A 22,676-nucleotide genomic window follows, 5' to 3' on the forward strand; every position below is an offset into this window, starting at 1 on the left:
TGAACATATCGCCTGTTCAGTTTAGCGAAGAACACGTTTCGCGCCGGTGTAGTGGTCTTTCCAATAGGGCCCGCTGAGCGAATCGAGCCGAACCGTACCGCCGGTGCTCGGCGCGTGCACGAAGCGTCCTTCACCTACATAAATGCCGACATGGGTGACGCTGCCGCGGCTGCCAAAGAACACCAGGTCACCCGTGGCCAGGCGCTGCGGATCGATCTTCGGGCCCTGCACCGCAGCCAGGTCGCGCGAGGTCCGCGGCAGCTTCAGGTCCAGCATCTCGCGATAGACGTAGGCGACCAGTCCGCTGCAGTCGAAGCCCGAATCAGGCGTGTTGCCGCCATAGCGGTAAGGCGTGCCGACCAGGCTGATGGCGCGCATCAGCACCGAGTTGGCGGCCTCGGGATTGTCCGGCACCGTCTTCGGCCAGTTCGCCGAGGGCGGTGGTGGGGCCGGGCGCGTGGCCTTGCCGCCGCCACAGGCAGTCATCAACAGGGGCAGGGCCAGCAGCAGGGCCGGGGCGAGGAGCCGGCGCGGGCCGGACGAAACTGGCGTGATCTGCATGATCTCCGGATAATGCGCCACCTTGGATTGGCCGTCATGATGGCGGCGTCCCCGCCGGGCGACAACCCGCCCCAACCCGCCTGCCTCCGGCAGATCCATACAGAGTTGCGCATGAAGATCGAAAAAGACCGCGTTGTCCGCTTCCACTACACCGTTTCCGAAGCCGGCCAGGAGCCGATCGAATCGTCCAAGGACCGCGGCGAGCCGCTGGCGATCCTGATTGGCCACGGCAACATCATCCCGGGCCTGGAAAACGCCATGATGGACAAGGAAGCCGGCGCGACCTTCAATGTCGACGTCAAGGCGGCCGACGCCTACGGCGAGCGCCGTGACGGCCTGTCCCAGCGCGTGCCGAAGAAGCACTTCGGCAACACCAAGCTGGTCCCGGGCCAGCAGGTCGTGCTGCAGACCAACTTCGGCCCGCGTGCGGTGACCGTGCAGAAGGTCGGCATGAGCGTTGTCGACGTTGACCTGAACCACCCGATGGCCGGCAAGGACCTGCATTTCGACGTGGAAATCGTCGACGTGCGCGAAGCCGGCAAGGAAGAGCTCGACCACGGCCACGTCCACGGCGACGGTGGTCACCAGCACTGATCGCAGCGCGATCGTGATGGCTGCAACGGCCCGCTACGGCGGGCCGTTGCGTTTGTGGAACACGGCGCGGCCATCCATGGCGCGCAGGCCAGCGGCATAATGGCGAATCTGCCCGACGGATCCCCCGTGAACGCCGCTTCTCCTTCCCTGCAGCCGGTGGCTTCCGGCGAACGCATCGCGGTGCTGGACATGCTGCGCGGTGCCGCGCTGCTGGGCATCCTGCTGATGAACATCGAGGCCTTCAGCGGACCGCTGGATCTGGCTTTCACCGGCATCGACGCGCATTGGCAGGGCATGGACTACTGGGCCGATGCCTTCGTCTACGTGTTCGTGCAGGGCAAGTTCTTCACCCTGTTCTCGCTGCTGTTCGGCGCGGGCTTCGCGGTGATGTCACGGCGCGCCGAAGTGTCCGGGCGTGGGTTCACTCCGTTCTACCTGCGCCGCAGCGCCGGACTGCTGTTGATCGGGCTGTGCCATGCGCTGCTGGTCTGGTCCGGTGACATCCTGGTGATGTACGCGCTGGTGTCGCTGCCGTTGCTGGCTTGCCGCGAGGCGCCGCGCAGCTGGCTGCCATGGATGGGCGTGATGCTCTATCTGGGCGGTGTGGCAATGATGCTGCTGGTCGGCGCGATGGTATCGATGGCCTCGGCCGAGGATGTGCAGAAGATGCTGGCTGAGGCGCAGCAGAGCATCGATCAGCAACGGTTGGTGTACGGGCAGGGCAGCTGGATGCAGGCCAACGTGCAGCGGCTGAGCGAGTTCGGCACGTCGATGGGCGCGCTGCTGATCACCGGCCCGGAAGTGCTGGGCATGTTCCTGATCGGCAGCTGGTTTGCCGGCAGCGGTGCGCTGGCGGCGCCGGAACGGTTCCCGCGGCTGTACGCGGTGCTGCGATGGGTCGCACTGCCGCTGGGCCTGCTGGTCACGGTGCTGGGTGTCGCCTGGAAACCGTACCTCGTGCCGGGCGCCTACGACCTGCCGGTGACCGCGGCAATGGCACTGGTAACGGTTGGCGCGCTACCGATGTGCCTGGGCTACCTGGCGTGGATCGTGCACTGGCGTACGCAGCTGGGATGGCTGGTGCCGGTCGGGCGCATGGCGCTGACCCATTACCTGGCGCAGTCGCTGGTCTGCACGCTGCTGTTCTATCACTACGGACTGGGGTGGTTCGAGGCAATGCCGCGCAGCGTGCAGCTGCTGTCGGCGCTGCTGCTGTTCGCCACCCAGGTGGTGATCAGCCATCTCTGGTTGCGCCGGTTCCGATTTGGCCCGATGGAATGGCTGTGGCGGGCCATGACCTACCGGCAATGGCCCGCGATGCGACGCGATGCCGGGCAGAGCTGATCGATGCCTGCCACACACGCCGTTGACCTTGATCGCCGCCACCATCTGCGCAGTTGCCGCAGATCATCGGTCGCGTCAGTTCACGTCTGGCCTGCAGTGGGCCGTGTCATGCTCGATATCAGCATGAGTGCCGGCACCGGCCCGCTGATCACCGATCCTGTCTGCGACCGTCCACCCGTGATCGATCCTGCCTCCTACCGACCCGAGCGATTCCGATGAGCACTGCACCCTATGATTACGATCTGATCGTCCTTGGCGGTGGCTCCGCCGGCCTGGCTGGCGCGATCCGCGCCTCGCAGCACGGCAAGCGCGTGGCGATGCTGGAGCCGGGCGAACTGGGCGGGACCTGCGTCAATGTCGGCTGCGTGCCGAAGAAGGCGATGTGGCTGGCGGCCGACCTGCACGAGCGCATCGGCCTGGCCAGTGCGATGGGCTTCGATGTCCAAGCGCGCCCGGCACTTTCCTGGAAGGAACTGGTGATCCATCGCCAGGCCTACATCAGCAACATCCACACCAGCTACCACAAGCGCCTGGATGAGACCGGCGTGGTGCGTATTCCAGCGCGTGGCCATCTGCTGGATGCGCACACCGTGGCCTGTAGCGATGGTGTGCGCTACAGCGCCGAGCACATCCTGATCGCCACTGGTGCGCACCCGTTGCGGCCCGACATTCCCGGTGCCGAACTGGGCCTGGTCTCCGACGATTTCTTCGATCTGCGCGCGGCGCCTGCCGAGGTCGCGATCATCGGGGGTGGTTACATCGCGGTGGAACTGGCCGGCCTGCTGCAGGCACTGGGCAGCAAGGTCAGCCTGCTGGTACGCGGCAAGCGACTGCTGGAGCGGTTCGACTACGAACTGACCGATCAGTTGGCCGAGAACCTGAAACAGCAGGGCGTGCGCATCCATTTCGACTACCGCCTGCGCGAACTGCAGCGCGATGGTGAACGCGTGCGTGCATTCGGCCATGACGGCCCACTCGACAGCGTGTTCGATGCGGTGTTCTTTGCTACCGGCCGCCGCGGCAACAGCCGTGATCTGGGCCTGGAAGCACTCGGCATCGGCATCGGCGAGCACCAGCAGGTGCAGGTGGACGAGTGGCAGACCACGAACGTGCCGAGCGTGCACGCGGTGGGGGACATCGCCGGCAAGGTCGGCCTGACCCCGGTGGCGGTGGCGGCATCGCGGCGGCTGATGGACCGCCTGTTCGGTGGTCGGCCGCAATCGAAGATGGATTACGAGAACGTGGCCAGCGTAGTGTTCTCGCACCCACCGCTGGGCGCGGTGGGCATGAGCGAAGAAGAAGCACGCGCGTGTTTCGACCAGGTGAGCGTCTACCACAGCCGTTTCCGCCCGATGCTGCAGGCGCTGGCAAATGGCACCCAGCGCAGCCTGTTCAAGATGGTCTGCGCCGGCCCGGAAGAACGCGTGGTCGGCATCCATCTGCTGGGCGAGGCCGCAGACGAGATCCTGCAGGGCTTCGCAGTGGCGGTGAAGATGGGCGCGACCAAGGCCCAGTTCGACGACACCGTGGCGATCCACCCGACGTCGGCCGAGGAAGTGGTGCTGATGCGCTGAGCCGACACTCACGGTAGTGCCGGCCGCTGGCCGGCAACCTCGACAGCAACGGCCGAAGCAACAGCAACAGCAACAGCGTGCATTCCGTGGAATGGCGGGGTGGGTCCGGTTGCGGGGGACGCTGCAAGTACGTCCCTGTAAGCTCGGTCGCCGCATCCATGCGGCTCACGCCCCCGCAACCGGACCCACCCCGCCTTCGACAGACTCCTGCGATCTGTCCGAACTGCGTTTTGTGTTGCTGTTGGTAGGTGTCGACCTTGGTCGACACGTAGATCCACGCCATGCGTGGATCAGGAGTTGCAGTGAGCATGAACGGACATCGGATCGTTCGCCCGGAAGTGCCATGAGACAATTGGAAGCAATCCGGCTGCTTCCCGCCGCCCATGCGGCCCGTTTTCTTCCTGATGTCCACTTCTTCCCCCCGCATCGCCACCACGTCCCCGCGCATCGCTCTGGGCGGCATCGGCTTGGCTGCAATCGGCGCCATTGCCGCTTCAGGCAAGGCCATCATCGTCAAGCTGGGGCTGCGCCATGGCGTGGATGCCACAACGCTGCTGGCGCTGCGCATGCTGATGGCGCTGCCCCTGTTCGCGCTGATGGCGGTGTGGGCCTCGCGCCGTGCAGAGCGACTTTCCTGGGCTGACCGTGCACGCGTGCTGTGGCTGGGCTTCACCGGCTATTACCTGTCCAGCCTGCTCGACTTCCAGGGGCTGCAGTACATCAGCGTGACCCTGGAACGATTGATCCTGTACTTGAACCCGACCCTGGTACTGCTGATCAACGTGCTGCTGGCACGACAGCGGCCGGGCCGCTGGCAGATCGGTGCGCTGGTGCTGAGCTATATCGGCGTGCTGATCGCCTTCGGCCACGACCTGCAGCGTGAGGGCGGGCAGATCATCCTCGGGAGCCTGCTGGTGCTGGGCAGTGCACTCAGCTACGCGCTGTACCTGTTCGGCAGTGGGCAGGTGGTGGCGCGCATCGGTGCGGTGCGGCTGACCGCCTATGCCAGCTGCGTGGCCAGCGCGCTGGTGCTGCTGCATTTCGCGGTGACCCATCCGCTGCCGCTGCTGTGGCAGGCTCCGGCGCCGGTGCAGTGGCTGTCGCTGGTCAACGCCACCGTGTGCACGGTGCTGCCGGTGCTGGCGATCATGCTGGCGGTGCAGCGCGTGGGTTCGTCGCTGGCCGCGCAGGTCGGTATGCTGGGTCCTGTTTCCACCATCGTGATGAGCCTATGGCTGCTCGACGAACCGATGGGGCCGGCGCAGATCGCCGGCACCGTACTGGTCCTGATCGGCGTACTGCTGGTGACCCGCCTGCGACGCTGACGCCGGAGCAGGCGCGTGCGCGCATCCTGGCGGTGATCCGTGCGATTCCGCCTGGCAAGGTGATGGGCTACGGCCAGGTGGCGATGCGTGCCGGCCTGCCTGGGCGCGCGCGGTTGACCGCACGCATCCTCGGCCAGAACGACGATCCAGACCTGCCCTGGCACCGCGTGCTGCGCTCGGATGGGCGCATTGCCATGGAAGAAGGGTCGGCCGGCTGGCGCGAGCAGTCGCAGCGGCTGCGTGCCGAGGGCGTAGCGGTGGAGAATGGCCGGGTGCGGATGCCCGCGACCGATCCGGTTGCAGCGCTGGATGCGGCCGTGTGGGGCCCCGGTTGAGCGCCGCTGGCGACTGAACAGGCTATGCCTGCCGGTCGCCAACAAGACACGGTGCTGCGGCTATGATGGAGGCCGTTCCATGCCGGTGCTCCCATGTTCCCGCGACTGCCTACCGTTACCAAGGCCCTGCTGATCGCCAACGCGATCCTGTTCCTGCTGCAGCAGCCGTTCCTGCTCGGCATGCAGACCTTCGAGCCGTTCATGCTGCAACCGTTGCAGCAGGGCTTCGACGCATTCTCGCCGGGTGGCAACTTCCAGCCGTGGCAGCTGCTGACCTATGGCTTCCTGCACGGCAGCTTCGGGCACCTGTTCTTCAACATGCTGGCCGTCTTCATGTTTGGCGCGCCACTGGAGCAGACCTGGGGCGAGAAGCGCTTCCTGCTCTATTACCTGGTGTGCGTGGCCGGTGCCGGCGTCTGCCAGCTGCTGGTGGGCACGCTGCTGGAAAACCCGGCCACGGTGCTGGGCGCTTCCGGTGGCGTGTTCGGCCTGCTGCTGGCCTACGGCATGTTGTTCCCGAACCAGCGGGTGATGCTGCTGTTCCCGCCGATTCCGATGAAGGCACGGACCTTCGTGATCCTGTTCGGCGTGGGCGAGCTGGTGCTGGGCATGACCGGCTGGCAGCCGGGCGTGGCCCATTTCGCGCACCTGGGCGGCATGCTGTTCGGCTGGTTGCTGATCCGCTACTGGCGCGGGCAGCCGCCGTTCAACAAGCGCCGCCCGCCCGGCCCGCCGAAGCGCCCGAACCATCTGCGCAGCGTGAAGTGAGGCGCGATGCGCCTCGCTTCACGCGGGTAGGTGCCAACCTTGGTTGGCACGCTTTGAACGGGATCATTTGACGCTGTAGGTGCCGACCGTTGGTCGGCACGCATTGCCCGGTAGTTGCCAACCTTGGTTGGCAATCGCTTCTGCTGACTCGTGCCAACCATGGTTGGCACCTACCAACAGCAGATCGCGCCAACGGCAGGGCAAACCCGCATCCGCGCGTGGCGAGGATCTACAGATCCTGCAACACCACCTGGGCGGCATTGTGTCCCGGCGCACCGGTCACACCGCCACCGGGATGGGTGCCCGACCCGCACAGGTATAGTCCGGGCAGGGCGCCGCGATAGCCGGCCTGGCCGACCATCGGTCGAGCCGAGAACAGCTGGTTGGCACTGAGCGCGCCATGAAAAATGTCGCCACCGATCAGGCCGAAGGTCCGTTCAAGATCCAGCGGTGACAGCACCTGTCGACCGAGAACACTGTCGGCGAAGCCGGGTGCATACCGTTCAACGGTGGCGATCATCAGGTCGGCCACGGTTTCGCGGTGATCATCCCAATGGCGGCCTTCAGGCAACACCGGCGCCACGTGCTGGCAGAACAGGCTGGCCACATGCTGGCCGGGCGGCGCCAGCGAATCGTCCAGCGTACTGGGAATGAGCATTTCCACGATCGGTTCGCGCGACCAGCCGTCGCGGCGCGCATCCAGCCAGGCCCGGTCCATGTAGTCCAGGCTGGGCGCCATGATGATGCCGGCGCTGAGGTGATCGCCGGGGCCGGGCAGGGCGCGGAAGTCCGGCAAACGCGACAGCGCCACGTTCATCCGGAAGGTGCCGGAGCCGCAACGCCAGTTCGCCATCCGCTCGCGCGTAGCTGCCGGTACCTGCGAAGGTTCCAACAATTGCTCGTACAGCAGTTTTGGATTGACGTTGGCGATCACTGCTCTTGCACGCAGGATTTCACCGTTGGCCAGTTCCACGCCCACCGCGCGGCCCTGTTCGATCCGCACGCGCTGCACCCCGGCCTCCGCGCGCAGTTCCGCGCCGGCCTCGCGTGCCGACGCCGCAATCGCCTGGCTGATCGCTCCCATGCCGCCGATCGCGTGGCCCCACGCGCCTTTCACGCCATTGCACTGGCCGAATACGTGGTGCAGCAGCACGTACGCACTGCCCTGTGTGTACGGGCTTGCGTAGTTGCCGACGATGCCATCGAAACCAAACAGCGCCTTGATCGGCGCGCTCTCGAACCAGCGATCCAGATACTCGGCCGCCGACAGCGTGAACAGGTCGAGCAGTTCCTGCCGCAGCGAGGTATCCAGCGTAGCCAGTTCACGACCGAGGCGGCCCATCTGCCACAGGGCGGGCAGGGCACGCCAACCGCCCGTCACACCCAGGTCCGGTGGCGCACGCAGAGCCCACGCGCGCAGTACGTCGGCGAAGATCTCCAGGCGCGCTTCATAGGCGGGCAGCGCCTGCGCATCGCGTTCGGAGAACTTCGCTACTTCGGCCTGGGTGCGGCCCAGCGCCGACAGCAGATAGCGGTCATCAGGCAACGGCAGGAAGTTGTTGGCCGGACGCGCGACGATGCGCAGCCCATGTGCATGCAGCTGCAGGTCATCGATCACCTGCGGTTGCAGCAGCGAGACCGTGTATGACGCCACCGAATTGCGGAAACCGGGATGGAATTCCTCGGTGACTGCCGCGCCGCCGAGAACGCCACGACGTTCCAGCACCAGCACCTTCTTTCCGCCGCGCGCCAGATAGGCCGCGCAGACCAGGCCGTTGTGGCCACCGCCAACGATGATCGCATCCCAGGTCATCAGCACCTCGGAAAAAGGGACGGAGGGAGTTAAGTCGCAATCTGCATCTGAGCACAGGACAGGGGCAGAAACGACTTAATCCCCTCCGTCCCCTTTTTTGATTGCCGCTTCGATGGTGGCGATGTCGATCTTCTTCATCGGCATCATCGCGTTGAAGGCGCGCTTGGCCAGTGCCTTGTCCTTGCTGGTTACCGCTTCGATCAGCATGCGCGGGCTGATCTGCCAGGAGATGCCCCAGCGGTCCTTGCACCAGCCGCATTGGCTCTCCTGTCCGCCGTTGCCGACGATCGCATTCCACAGGCGGTCGGTCTCGGCCTGGTCCTCGGTCTGGATCTGGAAGGAGAACGCTTCGCTGTGCTTGAACGCGGTGCCGCCGTTGAGGCCGACACAGGGAACACCACAGACCGTGAACTCGACCGTCAGCACATTGCCTTCCTTGCCGTCGGGATAGTCACCGGGGGCGTGATGCACGGCGGTCACCGCGCTGTCGGGCAGGAGGCTGGCGTAGAAGGTGGCGGCCTCGAGCGCGCCGTTGTCGTACCAGACACAGATCGTATTCTTGTGTGCCATGTCGGGGCTCCGCGATGGACGAAGCCGCAGCGATAGCACGCCCGGTGTTAACCCGGGATCGTGCTGCACCCGCAAAAAAGGGCGCCCGAAGGCGCCCTCTGCATTACCGGTGCGGCAGTTGGCTCAGCGCCAGACCTTGATCTGCTCGGCTTCGCTGCGCTGCATCGGCTGGCCGGCCTTGCAGCTGAAGGTGGCGCCAAATGCCGGCAGGTTGGCCAGCGTGCCGTTGCTGCGCCACAGGCCCGGCGCACGGATGTCGGCGGTCAGGCGGCGCACGGCTTCGTTCGGCGACAGCTGCTGTGCCCACAGCGCCGACCAGGCGCGGAAGAAGCCCTGCTGCTGTGCCTGCTTGGCCTTCGGCTCCTGTGCGAGATAAGCCGCCCAGGCCAGCTCCAGGCCGGCGATGTCGGCCAGGTTCTCTTCCTGGGTCAGCGTGCCGTTGACCTTGGCACCCTTCACGCCCGGGAAATCATAGCTGCCGTACTGCGCGGCCACGCGGTTGCCGAGCAGGGTCCAGGCCGTCTTGTCGGCCGGGGTCCACCAGCTGCGCAACTCGCCCTTGGCGTCGACCAGCGCACCCTTGGCATCGATCGCACGGGTCAGTTCGTGGCCAACCAGGCCACCGAAGCTGCCGAACTTATCGGCGGCGTCGGCCTTGGCGTTGAACACCGGGCCCTGCAGGATCGCGGCGGTGACGATCAGGCGGTTCTGGGCCAGGTCGTAGGCCAGCGACGGCTGCTGCGGCAGCACGTCCCAGCGACGGTCGGCGTTGCCCTTGCCGATGCGCTTCATTTCCTCGCGATGGCGCCAGGTCGAAGCGATCAGCATGTTGCCGCCGAACGAGCCTCGGCCCATCGGCTGCACGCTGTAGTCGAGGTCGCGCAGCGGGGTGCCGATCTCGATCTTCAGCGCGGCCAGCTTGGCCTGCGCTTCGGTCTTGGCCTCGGCGCTCATCCAGCTGCTGTTCTTGACCGCTTCGATCTGCACTTCACGGACCTTGTCGACGATCCACGCCGCCTGGCGACGGTCTTCGGCCGACAGGTAACGGGCGGCGTATTCGCGACCGACCATCGGGCCAGCGGCCACGTTGATCGCATCGAGCACGTCTTCCCAACGCTGCGGCGGCAGGGTCTCGCCACGCAGCACGCGGCCGCGGAATTCGAACTCGGCGTCGCGGTAGGCCTTGGACAGGTACGGCGCCATCGAGTCGCCCACGCGCCAGCGCAGGTAGGCCTTCCACTGGTCCGGCTTGAGCTTGGTGACCATGCCGTCGAGCTGCTTGAACAGGCCCGGGTCGGCCAGCGAGACCAGGTCGTCATCCACGCCCTGTGCCTTCAGGAAAGCGTCCAGCTGCAGGTTGCGGTAGCGGCTGTTGAGCTCCTTGGTGGAGATCGGCGCGTAGTTGTTGAACGGGTTGTTGATGCCGGCCAGCGACTGCGCATTGCGTGCCAGCTCGGTTTCCAGCGCGATCACCGCCTGCGACTCGGCATCCAGCTTGGCGGCCGGGGTGCCGGTCAGCGCCAGGATCTGCTTGACGTAGTTGCGGTAGCGCCCCATCAGGGCCACGGTGTCGGCATCGGTACGGGTATAGAACGCCGGATCCGGCAAGCCCATGCCGCCCTGCATGAAGTAGCCGATATGGCGGTCAAGTGCCTTCAGGTCGACGTCCGGGCCGAAGTTGAAGGCCACCGGGATGCCGACCTGGTGCAGTGCCGCGATCGAGGCCGGTACATCCTTGGCCTTCTTGATCGCGTTGATGCGGGTCAGCAGCGGTGCGATCGGGTTGGAACCGTCCGCTTCCACGGCCGCTTCGTCCAGGCCACTGGCCCAGAAATCACCCAGCAGCTTCTGCACGTTGCCCTGCGGCGACTTCATCGCCGCGTCGAGCAGTTCGCGCTGCTGCTGGCGGCTGCGGTCGACCAGCTGGCCCAGCGCGGTGATGGCGCCGGTCTGCGGTACCGGGTTGGCCTTCAGCCAGCCTGCATTGGTGGCGTCGTAGAAGTCGCTGCACTGGGCGCTGACAGCCGGGGCGCGCGCGGCCTTTTTCTTGGCGGCGAATGCATCGTGGGTCGGGACCAGGGTCGCCAGGCTGATGCCCAGGGCGATGGCAAGCGGACGGAAATTGGGCATGTGGAACGAATCCGTGATGGATTGAGGGCGCGCGCACTATAGCAAGCTGTGGATCGACGCGGCATGCAGGCGTCACGCCCTGTTCGCGGGTCACCGGCATCAGTAGATCCAGGCCATGCGTGGATGACATGCAATGCGCCGCCAAAAGCAGAGGCCCGGGAATTCCCGGGCCTCTGCAGGTCTACCTTGGCATGAGCCAGGGCTTACCAGATCACCACCTGCTGTTCGCCGGCGCGGACCATCGGCGAACCGGCCTTGCACTGGAACGCAGCGGCGAAGGTCGGCAGGTTCGACGGCGCACCCATGGCACGGAACTGCGCCGGGGCGTGCGGATCGGTGGCCAGGCGGACCTTGGCGTTCTCCGGGGTGTACTTGGTGCGCCACACGGTGGCCCAGTTGAAGAAGAAGCGCTGGTCGCGGGTGAAGCCGTCGACCTTCGCATCTTCCTTGCCGGCGGTGGCCTTCTGCAGGGCATCGTAGGCGGTGGCAAGGCCACCCAGATCGGCGATGTTCTCGCCCAGGGTCAGGTGGCCGTTCACCGCCTGGCCGTCGACCTTGTACTGGTCGAACTGCTTGACCAGCTTGCCGGTCAGGCCTTCGAAGTTCTTCTTGTCGGCCGGGGTCCACCAGTCTTCCATGTTGCCGGTCGGCCCGAAGCGCGCGCCCTGGTCGTCGTAACCGTGGGTCATTTCATGGCCGATCACCGCACCGATGCCGCCGTAGTTCAGCGCGTCGTCGGCCTTCGGATCGAAGAACGGCGGCTGCAGGATGGCAGCCGGGAACACGATCTCGTTCTGCAGCGGGTTGTAGTAGGCATTGACCGTCTGCGGGGTCATGCCCCACTCGGTCTTGTCCACCGGCTTGCCGATCTTGGACAGGTTGAACTTGTAGTTGAATTCGCTGGCGGCGCGCACATTGCCCAGGAAGCTGTCGCGCTGGGTCTGCAGGCCCGACCAGTCACGCCACTTGTCCGGGTAGCCGATCTTCGGGGTAAAGGTTTCCCACTTGGCGATGGCCTTGGCCTTGGTTTCCTCGCTCATCCAGCTCAAGCCCTGGATGCGTTCCTTCAGCGAAGCCGCCAGGTTCTTCACCAGCTCTTCCATCTTCGCCTTGGCTTCCGGCGAGAAGGCCACCTTCACGTACAGCTGGCCGAAGGCTTCGCCGGCATCGTTCTCGATGGTGCCCAGCACGCGCTTCCAGCGCGGCTTCTGTTCCTTCTGGCCATTGAGGGTCTTGCCGTAGAACTCGTAGTTCTCCTGCACGAAGGCGTCGGCCAGGTACGGCGAAGCGCTGTCCACGGTGTGGAAGCGCAGGTAGGCACGCCACACCGACGGATCGGTATCGCCCAGCGCCTTGCTCACTTCTTCATGGAAGGCCGGCATGGCCAGCGAGAACTTCTCCGGCGCGGCAACGCCCTGCGACTTGAAGAACTCGGTCCAGTTGAAGTTCGGGGTCAGCTTGTCGGCGTCGGCCAGAGTGACCGGGTTGTAGAACAGCTCAACGTTGCGCGACAGCTCGACGCGCGACTTGGAGGCCTTGGCCAGTCGGGTTTCGAACTTGACCACTTCTTCGGCCTGCTTGGCGGCGTCGGCCGCGGCGACGCCGGACAGTTCCAGCACCTTGGCGACGTGCGCCTGGTAGGCCTTCAGCTTGTCCGCGTTCTTGGCATCGGTGTAGTAGGTGGTGTCCGGCAGACCCAGGCCGCCCTGGCTGGCGTAGGCCATGTTCACGGCCGAGTTCTTGAAGTCAGCTTCGGCGCCGAAGCCGAACAGGATGTTGTCACCCTTGGCGGCGCTGGTACGCAGGTAGTTGGCGATGGCCGCCTTGTCCTGCAGGCCGTCGATCGCGGTCAGGTCGGCCTTCAGCGGCTCGATGCCCTGCGCGTTGATCTTGGCTTCGTCCATGCCGGTGGCCCAGAGGTCGCCGACGATCTTCTCGATGTGGTTAGGGTTCTTGACCTGCGCCACCTGTTCAGCCAGCTGGTGCTGCACGGCGACCGAACGCTCGTCGAGGATGGTGAACGCGCCCCAGCTGGTGCGGTCGCCCGGAATTTCATTGGCCGCCAGCCACTTGCTGTTGACGTAGTCGCCGAACGCGCCGCAGGCGTCCTTGCTGGTGTCCAGATCGCTCGGCTGGAAGGCGTTGTAGGCCGGCAGCTTGCTTTCGTCCAGCGTGTAGTTGGTGGCTTCGGTGGTAGCCGGCGTGGAGGCGGTGGCGTCCTTGGCCGGGGTTTCGTTCTTGCCGCAGCCGACCAGCGCGGCCGAAACGGCCAGGGTCAGCAGCACGATCTTGGGAGTACGGGTCACTTGAATGGCCTCCAGGCCGAGTGAGTCAGGGAAGGGCCGCGGGGACGGCCGTGGGCCGAACGATACGCCGCCGGCCTGCCCTGCAAGGGTGTCGAAGGTCATGGCCGAGCGCAAGGGCCGCTGCCTTGCCCGGAAAAGACAGACCCGGCAAAAGCCGGGTCTGACGGGTATCAACACATCAGGGTCTGGCCGGCCCATCCTGCAATGCTGGCATTTCGCCGTCGACGTCCGGTTCGGGGACATCCGGCTCCGGCGCCACCTCTTGAATGCGCGATGTCACGGTGTCCTTGTCTATCTGCTCGATGCCACCTACGTTGACCGATGCGATGCGTGGCTTCTTCCATACCGAGTCGTGCCAGGCCTGGTAGAGCGCTGGATCCCAATAGCGATCATCGTAGAACTTGGAACCATCGATTTCCTGGGGGCCAGCCGCCCCGGGCACGAGAATGCGCAGGCTTCCGGTGAAACCGGTTCGGCTGCCGGTGGTCGAACGCCGTTCACGGCGCAGTACGGCGGCGATGCGCGGCTTGGCGGCGGTGTCGCCATAGCGGGCGTAGATCGCTTCCCCCTCCTGCAGGGCGCGCTCCCGTTCATCGCCATTCAACTGCTGCCAGTACCGCTCGCGCAGTTCCAGAAAACCGGCGTAGCCGCGCTCCGCTGCCAGGTCCATCCAGGCGTAGGCGAGCGCACGGTCCTTGGGGGTTCCGTCACCATTCCACAGCATTTCCGCCACCATCGCCTGTGATGGCTTGTCGGCGTACTGCGAGGCGTACTGGAAGAAGCGCATCGCGTCGGCGCGGTTTCCGGCCTTGTACTTTTCCAGTGCCAACAGGCGGAAACGGAGGTCCGGATGGCCGTTGAGGAAGCCCGCCGTGACCATCAGCCTATCCTGGGTCGGATCCGGTGGTGCCGGCCTGGCACCTGAGGCAATGCTGGACAGCAGCAGTCCAGCCAGCAGGGCTCCGTGCGCCATCCATTGCGGGTATTTCATGTGCATTGTCCGTCTGCGTGAAAAGGCTGGGCGGGCGGTGCCCGCCCAGTGGCGTGCCATCAGCGGTTGCTGGCGGTGCCGATGTGGCGGTCAAAGAACTTGAGCATTTCCGTGTACAGGTTCACCCGTGCCTCTTCACCGTAGAAGCCGTGCATCTCACCGCTTTGGATGATCACACCCTCGGGTGGGTTGCCGGCGGACGTCAGCGCCTTGGCCATTACTTCCGTCTGCTCCGGCACCGCTCGCACATCGCGCGCGCCTGCGGCCAGATACACCGGGATCTTCACTTCCGACGCGCGCAGGGCAGGCGAGGCGCGGTTCCAATCGGCGCGTTCAGTGCCATGAGTGCGACGCAGGTAGCGCAGGCCCGAGTCGCGCTGCGGGATGTCGCCCTTCTTGAACAGCATGTCCACGTCGTACACGCCCACGTAGCCAAAGGCGCACTTGAACAGACCAGGCTCGCGGATCGGCGCCATCAGCGACGAATAGCCTCCGAAGCTGCCACCATAGATGCAGATGCGGTCACGGTTGGCATAGCCGTTGTCGATCGCCCAATGTGTGGCTTCAAGAATGTCGTTCTGGATACCCTGGTCCCACTGCCGGTGGCCCGCATCCTCGAAGGCTTTGCCGTATCCGGAGGAACCACGGAAGTTGACCTGCAGCGTAGCGTAGCCGCGATTGGCGAACAGCTGTGCTTCGGGGTTGAACCCCCAGTTGTCCCGTGGACCGATCGGACCGCCATGCGGATTGACGATCAGGGGCAGTCCCTTGCCGTTGGAACCGTTGGGCAGTGTCAGATAACCGAACACCTTGCGACCATCGCGCGTGGTTATGCTGAACGGCTTGATCGAGGCCATGTTCTTCTTGTCGAGCTGTGGCCGCCGTGACATCAGGAAGCGGGCCTTGCCGTTGTCGCGGTCATAGAGGTACAGCTCGCCGGGATTGTTATCGCTGTAAACGCTGACGATGATCTTGCGGCCATCCTTGGTGTAGCTGGAGAAATCCACCATCTGGCCTTCGAAGGCCGCTGCCAGCGACGCATAGAGATCTGCGTCTGGATGGGATTCGTCGATCAGCTTGACCGCCGGTGCGGCAGCTTCGGTGACTACACCGATCAGCGTGCTTTCGTCGGTGGACCAGATGTAGTTGGAGACCTCGGCGACAGGATCCTGGAACAGAGGCTTGAACGCACCGGTGGCGGTATCGAGGGTACCCACTGCTGCGGGCACCTTGCCGTCGTTCTCGGTTGCGTAGACGGTGCCATTGTTGGTGGTGGTGATCACGTCCAAGTGCTTGCCTTCACTCTTGGAGGCATTGAGCAGGGTCCAATTGGCGCCGTCGCGACGGTACAGCTCGCTGCGCTCCTCATACTCGCCCTCTTCGTTACGGCTGGAACTGCATATGGCGAAGCGCGGTTCCTTGGCTGCATCCAGCGCGATGCTGCAGTTTTCCTTTGGGGCGCGGCCCAGCGACGTGCGGCGTCCACTGATGGTGTCCATGCGCACCACTTCGGTGTTCCCGCCTTCAGACGATCGTGCCGAGGTGACCTGCATGATGACGTTCTGGTCGTCGCTCTTCAGCGTATCCAGCAGGGCGAAACGCTCACCGCTTACTTCCTTGCCGCGCTGGGTGGCGTCACGGCTACCGTAGTAGATCAATGGCCGGGGCTGGCTGCCGTCCGCATTCACTGCATACCACTCACCGGTCGGCATCGGTGACGCATAGCCGCCGAGCTTCTTGACTGCGTTGAACAGGAGGCGGTCTGGGCTGGTCCAGTAGAACGAACCGATGCTCTTCTTGTCCGGCAGGGCATTGACCTTGACGGGCTTGAGATCGCTGGTGCGGATGACAGTCAGTACGTCCTGGTCCCCCTGGTCGACGGTGATCGCCAGGTACTCCCCGGTAGGCGAGATCTTGACCGTACCGTAGGACGCATGGCCGACGAAATCCTTGATGGCCTGTTGTGGCGCGGCGGCATGAGCGGCCGGAACCACCGCCGTGATGGCCACCGCAAGCAGGGACAACAGATGCTTCATACACAATCTCCGTGGAAATGAGGCAAATACGCTGCAAAGCGAAGAGCCCGGCAGGGCCGGGCTCTTCGATGCGGCAGAGGGCGATCAGTTCAGCTTGTACTCGAACTGCACGAAGATCTCGCGGCCGACTGCACTGTAGGCGTACCAGAAGTACGGGTACTCGTTGAAGGTCTTGTCCTTGGGCCGCAATGTGTCGAACACATTGTTCACATAGAAGCCGACGGTGGCCTTGTTGGTGATCTTCTTCTGTACGTTGGCATTCCAGATCACGTACGAACCGATGCGAGCGGTCTCGCCCCAGTTCGGCAGCGAGCCCCAGCGATAGCCATACACGCTGGCTGCCCAGTCGTCACGCTCCCACGCCGCGCTCCAGTTGATACGGCTGCGGAAGTTGAAGAACTGCTTGTGGTCGCGCACGTTTCGGGTCGGGCTGCCCGGGAACTCCTTGTCTTCCAGCTTCAGCACATGGGTCCAGTTCAGGCCCAGGTCGAAGTCACCCCAGCGGTCGGTATCGATCCTGTACTTCCATGCCACGTCCAGGCCCGAGGTGCGCTGGGTTGCCTGATTGAACGGCACCGAGTGGTAGTCGACGATCCGCTCATCTTCGCCCAGAACCGGATTGATGCCCTCACGGCCAACCAGGCTGCGGAAGTAGTCGCAGCCTGCCGAGGTGCCGTCGACCGCTGCACCGTCACGGGTCCGTCCCAGGCGGCAGTCGGCTTCGTTGCGCATCAGGTAGCCGAAGGAAATATCCTTGACCGCGCCTTCCAGCTTGATGTTGTAGTAGTCCACGCTCAACGACATCTGGTCCATCACGTCCCAGACGAAGCCGACGGTGGTCGACTTGCCAGTCTCTTCCTTCAGGTTGCGGTTACCTTGTCGGTCGCCCTGGATGGAATAGTTGTAGTTGGTGCCCAGGCCGCACTGGCTGGTGTCCAGCGGGTTCAGGCCATCACGGCGGCACAGGTACTCATCGGTCACGTTGTTGAGGAAGAAGCCGGACGGCTGGGCGAAGATGTAGTGCATGTCTGGTGCGCGGAAGCTGGTGGAGTGCGAACCACGCAGCAACAGGCTCTCGAACGGGCGCCATTCAAGGCCCGCCATCCAGGTGGACGCTGCATCGACCGAGCTGGCATCGTCGTATTTGTCATAACGGCCGGCCAGATTGGCCTTGAACGTGCTGAAGATCGGGACGCTGAACTCAAGGCCGGCCGCATAGCGGCTGCGCTTGCCGCCGCCGCCTGTGGCGGTGCGGCCCATCGGTGCATCGGTGCCGGTGTAGTCCTGGCGCATGCGGAAATCGGGGGAGATGTCGTACTTCTGATGCGCGCCTTCCAGAACGGCAGCCATGGCCAGCGGACCCGCTGGCAGCTCGAACAGGTCGCCGCTGAGGGTGAAGGTCGCTTGCGAGGACTGAGACTCGGCGGTGCTGGAATAGGTCTCGCTGAACGCCGCGATCTGCTCGGGAGTCAGCGGATTGAGCAGGCGGTCGACATTCAGGCGATAGATCGGCAATCCGTTGGGACGCGTACCCAGGCGCGGCCCGAAGAAGAAATCACGCACGCGGCTGGCGACCGGCCAGTTGAACTTCTGGTCCGCGGTGTAGTTCGAGTGCGACACTGTGGCATCCCAGTCGAAACGCTGTGCGATGTTGCCGCGCAGGCCGAAGGCGACGTCATAGGATTTCTCGGTGTAGTTGTTGCGTGCGCCCTCGCTGCCGACTTCACTGGGGGTGAAGAAGCGGTTGATGTTGCCCACCGTACCGCCGAACTGCGGATCGTAGTGGCTGGTGATGCCCAGCGTACCGCCGCTCTGGATGAAGCGGGTGGCGCTGGCGATCTTCGCCTTCGACTGGGTCGCGCTCAACTGGCCCCAGGCCTGGATGCCGTTGCTGAAGTCGAAGGTGCCATACAGGTAGCCGGACTGCGAGCTGTCCGAGTTGCGCACCGTCTGCGTTGCCGGATAGCCGAAGTAGCCACAGCGGTTGACGTCGGGGGCGCTCGGTGCGGACTTGAAGGTTTCGAACTCAGGGAATCGGCCGCAGATTTCCTTCAGACCGGGGGCAGGCCATTCGCGGATCGCGCCGGTGCCACGGTTGACCGTGAAGCGCACGCCTTCGATCGCAGTTGCATCGGCTGGATCCACCGAGGGATCGTCGCGGTAGGAATCCATGAAGTCGCGCTGGCTGGCGTAGATCGCCTCGCGTTCCATGGCCTCGAAGGCGTAGGTCACGCTCCAGTTGCTGCCTGTCTTGCCGCCAACCCATTGCAGGCGGCCGGAGTCGCCACCGCCGCGGGTGGTGGTGCCGCCACGCACGGTGACGGTGTCACCGTCGAAGTTGGTCTTCATGATCACGTTGACCACGCCGGCGACTGCGTCCGAACCGTAGATCGCCGAGGCGCCACCAGACAGGATTTCGATGCGGTCGATTGCTGCGGCTGGAATGTTGGCCAGGTTCACGGCGTTGGACTGGCTGTTGTACGGCAGCGGATAGTCAGCGGCGCGTCGGCCGTTGATCAGCACCAGCTGATAGCCAGGTCCGAGACCGCGCAGGTTCAGGAAGTTGGCGTTCTGAGTGAAGCCACCGGCGACCATTTCGTTCTGCACCGAGCCGGTGAACTGGCTCAGGGTGTTCAGCGCGTCATAGACCGTGTTGAACCCTTGTTTCTCGATGTCCTGGGAGGTGACCACCACGACCGGTGCCGGGCCTTCGACTTCGGCGCGCTTGATGCGCGAGCCGGTGACCGTGACCTTGTCGAGCTGGGTAGTGTTCTGGCGGGTGGCGCCCTGGCTCTGCTCACCAGCGTTCTGGGCGAAGGCCGGAGTGGCCAACGAAACAACCAGTGCCGAAGCCAGTGCGAAGCTCAGCGGGTTGCGGCTGAGCAGCTTCCGATGCGTCATGACTGAAATCCCCTTGAATTCATTCCATTCGCACCTGGCGCCGGCCGGGTGCTGTGCCCGTGCCTGACATCCCTGTGCCCCTTGAGACGGTTGATCCCGATCCTTGCTGCCGGCTTCACATGCCTGCGACTTGAGATTAACACGAGCTTAACTGATGCAGTCAAGTGTTCATGTGCGCGTCATGAAGTCGTGATCCAAAGGGCTTTCGTAATTCTTGAGTTTGAGGCAACTATTTGATTTATAAAAATAAAATATGAACTTAGCCGTATGCTGGTGCGGGTTCGGATTCGCGGGTTGGCAGCCCAAAAAAAAAGACCCCGCCTGGGCGGGGTCTGTTGGAAGCCGACAATCTTCTGCTTACTTGCCGCCGAACTCGTACTTGGCCTGCACATAGATCGCACGCCCGTAGGCGTTGTACAGGTAGTTGTTGTACGGCTGGCCGCTGGTGCCGGCGAAGCTGAAGCGCTGGTTGTCCGGCATCTTGTTGAACACGTTGTTGACCATCAGCGACAGGGTCAGGTTGTCCAGCGCACGGTAGTTCACGCTCAGGTTGTAAGTGGTGTAGGAGCCCCACTTGCCTGCCTTGTAGCCGGAGCTGTGGACGTAGTCGTAGCCATTGCCCACGTACGCCATGTAGTTCGGCGTCTTGCCGATGTAGTTGGCGTACAGGGTGGTGGTCCACTTGTCCTTGGCCCAGCCGACCGAACCATCGGCGCGCACCTTGGCGTACGAGTCGTACACCCACATCGCGTACGGGTCACGCAGCAGGTCCAGGAACTCATCGCCCGGCTGCGGCTGCAGTTCGCGCTTGAGCATGTCGGTGTAGTTGCCCGAGAACTGAAGCGAACCGAAGCGGCCCATGTCGTGCACGTACTTGAAGCTGGCGGTCAGCGCTTCCAGGTTCTGGCGCGCGACGTTCATCTTCGGCGTGTAGATCTCGTCCAGCACGCCGGACGCATCGCGGGTGATCCAGTCGTTGACGTTCTGGCAGCTGGCCGAGGTGTTGTTAGCCTGGCCGCCACGGCAGTAGTACTCGGCCAGCAGCAGCTGGTCGGAGCTGAGCGTATCGACCTCGTTCTTGATCTTCCAGTTGTAGTAGTCCACCGACAGCGACAGGTTGTTGATCGGTGCCCACACAACACCTGCATTCCAGACGTCGGCGGTGATCGGTTCCAGGTCCGGATTGCCGGCGCGGGTGCCGAACACCGAGACGCTGTCATACGGACAGCCGGTGGTATTGGCCGGGTCGTAGCCCAACTGGCCGCAACGGTAGTAGTCGGTGGAGCCGTTGGCGTAGTAGCCGCTACGGCCCTGGAATGCGTCGGACAGGGTCGGAGCGCGGAACGCCGTGCCGTACTTGCCGCGGAACAGCAGGCTTTCGATCGGACGGAACTCGATGCCGATGCTGTAGGTGGACTTGTCGACGGTGTTGCTGCCGATCTTGAAGGCGTCGTAGCGGCCGGAGCCGGTGACGGTCAGCGTGTCATGCAGCGGCAGGCGCAGTTCACCGGTCACTGCGTAGTTGCTGCGGTGGCCGGCACCGGAAACCGCCGTGGTGCCCCACACGCTGCCATCCATCAGGCCCGGATCAGGGCTGTAGTCCCAGCCTTCGCTGCCGCCTTCAACGACCACGGCCAGGCCGGCGTCGCCACCCGGCAGCTTGAACAGCGAACCGTTGGTGACCTGCGCACGGGCCAGGTTCTGCCAGGTACGGCTTTCGCTGTAGCTGTAACCGGTGAAGCTCTGGAAGTCGCCAGACGGCAACGGTGAGTAGAACGCTTCCCAGTTCGGGCTGTAGATGTCGTAGCCGGTGCTGGTGGTGCCCAGTACCGGGCCCAGCACGCGCTGCTCGAAGTAGTCGTTGATCGGGTCGTTCCAGCGCACGAAGTTGCGCTCGGTCAGCTTGTACTCGCCGCGGGTGAAGCTGAGGCTGTAGTCCCAGTTGCCGGCCGTGCCGCGCCCACCCAGCGTTACCTGGTAGGCCTTGTTGCGGTCGGTGTTCATGATGTCACGGTAGCCACCGCCGCCGATGTCCTCCGGAGCGAACACGCGCTGCAGGTTCATGTATTGGCCACTTGCCTGGTCGTAGAAACGGCCCCAACCGGACGAGGTGCCCCACCAGGTGTAGCCGGAACCCGTCGCGTACTTGACCTCTTCCAGGCTGTACAGCGCATCGCCGAACAGCTGGAAGTTGTCATTCACGTCGAAGGTGGCAGAGCTGTAGATCTGCGCGCTTTCCTTGCCGTTCTTGATGGTCTTGTAGCCGGTGCCATAGGTCGAGCCACATGCCTGGCCGGTGGGCCGGGTGCCGAGCACGGTGGTGCCATCGAACTGCCCGGCCACATTGGCGCACAGGTTCGGGTCCATCATGGCGTAGGCGTTGTTGGCAGCCGGCAACAGCACCAGGAAGTCGTTGGAGACGTACTGCGGGCTGTAGCCGTCGGGATTGTTGACCTTGGTCAGGTCACGCTGGTAACCCCAGATCGGGCTGGTCTTTTCGTACTGCACGTTGACCAGGGCATGGAAGCGATCATCGACGCCATTGAAGCCGCGGGCGCCGCTGAGGCGGAAGCTGTTGCCGCCGCCTTCACTGTAGGCGCCGCCACGTACGTTGAGGACGCCACCATCCATGCGTTCCTTGAGGATGATGTTGACCACGCCGGCGATCGCGTCCGAACCGTAAAGGGAGGACTGGCCACCCGGCAGGATCTCGATGCGCTCGACGATGTCGATCGGAATGCCGCTGATGTTGTTGAACGTATCGCCGCCGTTGTACAGCGCCGGATACGAAAGCATCGGGCGGCCATTGATCAGGTATTTGGTATAGCCCGGGCTGAGGCCGAACATGCCGGCCGCTTCTGCGCCCTGGGTGAACGAAGCCGAAGTCTGGCCACCCTGCAGGCCGCCGGTGGACAGCGAGGACTGCTGCAGTACGTCGGCGACGCTGGTGAAGCCTCGGGTCTGGATGTCCTCGGCGGTCACGGTCAGGACCGGTGTGTGGTTCTCGATCTCGGTCTGCGGAATCAGCGAGCCGGTGACGGTGACACGGTCGAGCTGGGTCGGCGCGTTGCCGCTCTGTGCCAGGGCGGTGCCCGAGGCGAGGAGGGTGCCGAGCAGGGCGAGGGTCAGTGGGTGGCGTGGGAGTGTGGAACGATGGCGAGACATGGTGAATCCCCGTAGTGAGCAATGTCTTGGCGACCGGCCTCCTTGCCGGTTTAACAATCTGTTCAGTTGCATTCCATTCAGTTGGACCGTAACACGCGTTTAACGCGTTCAACACGCAACCGTCATCTCCTCAAGCGGCCTATGAGTTGAAAACTTCCCTGAAATCAGTGACTAACGACCATTGTTTTGGTGTGTTTCAAAACATGGCAATGTGCGGTGGATCCTTTCGTACTGCACGCAACGCTTCTGCATCAATGGGTTGC

Annotated in this window: 15 protein-coding genes; 6 read left to right on the forward strand and 9 right to left on the reverse strand. The window is 64.1% G+C overall.

The annotated features are described in order from the left end of the window. Window positions 1-21: 21 nt before the first annotated feature. A complete protein-coding gene (locus tag AC07M7_RS15985; RefSeq protein ID WP_012511748.1) occupies window positions 22-561 on the reverse strand; it encodes a C40 family peptidase in 540 nt (179 codons plus the stop codon). Window positions 562-672: 111 nt separating this feature from the next. On the opposite strand from AC07M7_RS15985, the gene AC07M7_RS15990 reads away from it, so the two are divergent. The 6 genes from AC07M7_RS15990 to AC07M7_RS16015 all read left to right on the forward strand — a co-directional run bounded on the left by AC07M7_RS15990 (window position 673) and on the right by AC07M7_RS16015 (window position 6,501). After that, complete coding sequence (locus tag AC07M7_RS15990; protein WP_012511747.1) at window positions 673-1,155, forward strand: FKBP-type peptidyl-prolyl cis-trans isomerase; 483 nt, start codon at window positions 673-675, stop codon at window positions 1,153-1,155. Window positions 1,156-1,254: 99 nt separating this feature from the next. Then, window positions 1,255-2,499: a DUF418 domain-containing protein gene (locus AC07M7_RS15995; protein ID WP_495207838.1), complete on the forward strand. Its 1,245-nt coding sequence runs from the start codon at window positions 1,255-1,257 to the stop codon at window positions 2,497-2,499. A gap of 215 nt (window positions 2,500-2,714) precedes the next feature. Beyond that, window positions 2,715-4,073, forward strand: coding sequence for a glutathione-disulfide reductase (gene gorA / locus AC07M7_RS16000; RefSeq protein ID WP_482997733.1), 1,359 nt, complete (start codon window positions 2,715-2,717; stop codon window positions 4,071-4,073). Window positions 4,074-4,477: 404 nt separating this feature from the next. Further along, window positions 4,478-5,398, forward strand: coding sequence for a DMT family transporter (locus tag AC07M7_RS16005; RefSeq protein WP_482997734.1), 921 nt, complete (start codon window positions 4,478-4,480; stop codon window positions 5,396-5,398). Continuing rightward, on the forward strand, window positions 5,305-5,733 hold the full coding sequence (locus tag AC07M7_RS16010) for an MGMT family protein (protein ID WP_495207839.1): 429 nt from the start codon (window positions 5,305-5,307) through the stop codon (window positions 5,731-5,733). Before AC07M7_RS16005 ends, AC07M7_RS16010 begins: the two co-directional genes overlap by 94 nt. A gap of 93 nt (window positions 5,734-5,826) precedes the next feature. Further along, window positions 5,827-6,501, forward strand: a complete 675-nt coding sequence (locus AC07M7_RS16015) for a rhomboid family intramembrane serine protease (protein ID WP_005410509.1) — start codon at window positions 5,827-5,829, stop codon at window positions 6,499-6,501. A gap of 229 nt (window positions 6,502-6,730) precedes the next feature. Here AC07M7_RS16015 and AC07M7_RS16020 read toward each other — a convergent pair whose 3' ends face one another. From AC07M7_RS16020 to AC07M7_RS16055, 8 genes are all read right to left on the reverse strand, one after another. Further along, window positions 6,731-8,314 (reverse strand): phytoene desaturase family protein, encoded by a 1,584-nt coding sequence (locus AC07M7_RS16020; RefSeq protein WP_495207840.1) that lies wholly within the window; start codon window positions 8,312-8,314, stop codon window positions 6,731-6,733. A gap of 75 nt (window positions 8,315-8,389) precedes the next feature. Further along, window positions 8,390-8,884 carry a VOC family protein gene (locus AC07M7_RS16025; RefSeq protein WP_046983574.1) on the reverse strand — a complete coding sequence of 165 codons (495 nt, stop codon included), beginning with the start codon at window positions 8,882-8,884 and terminating at the stop codon, window positions 8,390-8,392. A gap of 123 nt (window positions 8,885-9,007) precedes the next feature. After that, on the reverse strand, window positions 9,008-11,014 hold the full coding sequence (locus AC07M7_RS16030) for a M13 family metallopeptidase (protein WP_012511740.1): 2,007 nt from the start codon (window positions 11,012-11,014) through the stop codon (window positions 9,008-9,010). A gap of 203 nt (window positions 11,015-11,217) precedes the next feature. Beyond that, window positions 11,218-13,320 (reverse strand): M13 family metallopeptidase, encoded by a 2,103-nt coding sequence (locus tag AC07M7_RS16035; RefSeq protein WP_428709601.1) that lies wholly within the window; start codon window positions 13,318-13,320, stop codon window positions 11,218-11,220. A gap of 178 nt (window positions 13,321-13,498) precedes the next feature. Beyond that, a complete protein-coding gene (locus tag AC07M7_RS16040; protein ID WP_253078236.1) occupies window positions 13,499-14,311 on the reverse strand; it encodes an SEL1-like repeat protein in 813 nt (270 codons plus the stop codon). Window positions 14,312-14,370: 59 nt separating this feature from the next. Then, window positions 14,371-16,347, reverse strand: coding sequence for an alpha/beta hydrolase family protein (locus AC07M7_RS16045; RefSeq protein WP_495207841.1), 1,977 nt, complete (start codon window positions 16,345-16,347; stop codon window positions 14,371-14,373). A gap of 84 nt (window positions 16,348-16,431) precedes the next feature. Further along, entirely contained in the window at window positions 16,432-19,248 is a 2,817-nt protein-coding gene (locus tag AC07M7_RS16050) for a TonB-dependent receptor plug domain-containing protein (RefSeq protein ID WP_253078234.1), read from the reverse strand. Between the two features lie 357 nt (window positions 19,249-19,605). After that, on the reverse strand, window positions 19,606-22,413 hold the full coding sequence (locus AC07M7_RS16055) for a TonB-dependent receptor domain-containing protein (protein ID WP_253078233.1): 2,808 nt from the start codon (window positions 22,411-22,413) through the stop codon (window positions 19,606-19,608). Between the last annotated feature and the right edge of the window lie 263 nt (window positions 22,414-22,676).

Source organism: Stenotrophomonas sp. GW821-FHT09E08 (assembly GCF_059416125.1).